We start from the raw sequence: 1,485 nt of genomic DNA on the forward strand, positions 1-1,485 counted from the left end.
GATCAGCCGAACCTCATGGGACAGCGCGCGGGCCATCGAGACGATCTGCTGCTGCGCCGCGGACAGGTCGCCGACGAGCCGCGAGGGATCGATCTCCGAGTGCCCGAGACGTTTCAGCAACTCCGCGGTCGCCGTACGGGCGGCGGAGCCGCGTACGACGAACCCGGCGGACGTGGGTTCGTGCCCGAGGAAGACGTTCTCCGCGACGGACAGCCCCTCGATCAGATCGAGTTCCTGATAGATGGTGGCGATGCCCAGACGCATGGCGGCGATCGGCGACCCCAGGGTCACGGGCTCGCCCCGCCAGGTGATCTCACCGCCGTCGGGCTGGTGAGCTCCGGCGAGTACTTTGATCAAGGTTGACTTGCCGGCGCCGTTCTGGCCGAGGAGGCAGTGGACTTCGCCGGCCTGGACTTCAAGGTCCACACCGTCCAGGGCGCGGACGCCCGGGAACGACTTGGTGATACCGGACATGGTGAGCAGGGGTGGTTGTGGTGCCATGGGAATCCCCTCGGGCAGGTGCGGGCCGTGAGCGGGCAGGGGCTGGACAGGGCGGTTCGGGGTACATGGGCGGCTCTGGGGCGCCCCTGGCATCGTGTGCGCCGGGGCGTAGGGGTTGGGCAGGGCAGGGCGGCGTACGGGCTGAGCAGGGCAGGGCAGGCCTGACGGCCCGGCGAACAGTGCGGTGGTGGGAGCCGGTCATCGAGGCGTGGTGCGGTGGTACGGCGGTGGTTTGGGTGGTGCGGCGGCTCTATGGGTGGTGCGATGGCGCCATGGGGTTGCCGTGGCACAACGGTGTTGCGGTGACGCCGTGGTCGGTGGTGGTCCGTGTCCGGCGGAGCCCGGCAGCGGTCAGGCCGGTGAGAAGACGTGGTCGCTGATGAGCCGGGCCGCGCCGATGGCTCCGGCGGCCGGTCCCAACTCCCCCAGCACGATGGGCAGGTTGCCCGTGGCCAGCGGCAACGACTGCCGGTACACCTGGGTCCGAACACTGGCCAGTAGCGTGTGCCCGAGCCCGGTCACCCCACCGCCGATCACGACCAGCCCCGGGTTGAAGAAACTGACGAGACCGGCGATGACCTTTCCCAGACGCGTCCCGCCCTCCCGGATCAGCTCCAAAGCCACCGCGTCCCCCGCCGCCGCAGCGGCCGACACATCCGCGGCCGTCAGATGCCCGGCCGTCTCCAGCCGGGCCGCAAACTCCACCGACCGGCCCGCGCGCGCGGCCTCCTCCGCGTCACGGGCCAACGCGGCACCGCTGAAATGCGCCTCCAGACAACCCCGGTTGCCACACGCACACGCACGGCCTCCCGGTTCCACCTGGATATGACCGATGTCGCCGGCGCTGCCCGTCGTCCCCCGGTAGACCTCGCCGCCGACCACGATCCCGCAGCCGATGCCGGTCCCGATCTTGATACACAGGAAGTCCCCCGCGGAATGCGCCACGCCCGCGTGCTGCTCCCCCACCGCCATCAGGTTCACGTC

The 1,485-nt window shown here is 70.4% G+C and carries 2 protein-coding genes; both read right to left on the reverse strand.

Annotated elements, in window-relative coordinates:
• A partial coding sequence (locus StrepF001_RS45245) for an ATP-binding cassette domain-containing protein (protein WP_129803877.1) occupies nt 1–501 on the reverse strand: 501 nt, incomplete at its 3' end.
• Nucleotides 502–852: 351 nt separating this feature from the next.
• A partial coding sequence (locus StrepF001_RS45250; protein ID WP_129803878.1) for an ROK family protein occupies nt 853–1,485 on the reverse strand: 633 nt, incomplete at its 5' end.

The sequence above is a fragment of the Streptomyces sp. F001 genome (assembly GCF_004187715.1).
Lineage (GTDB): Bacteria > Actinomycetota > Actinomycetes > Streptomycetales > Streptomycetaceae > Streptomyces > Streptomyces flavusporus.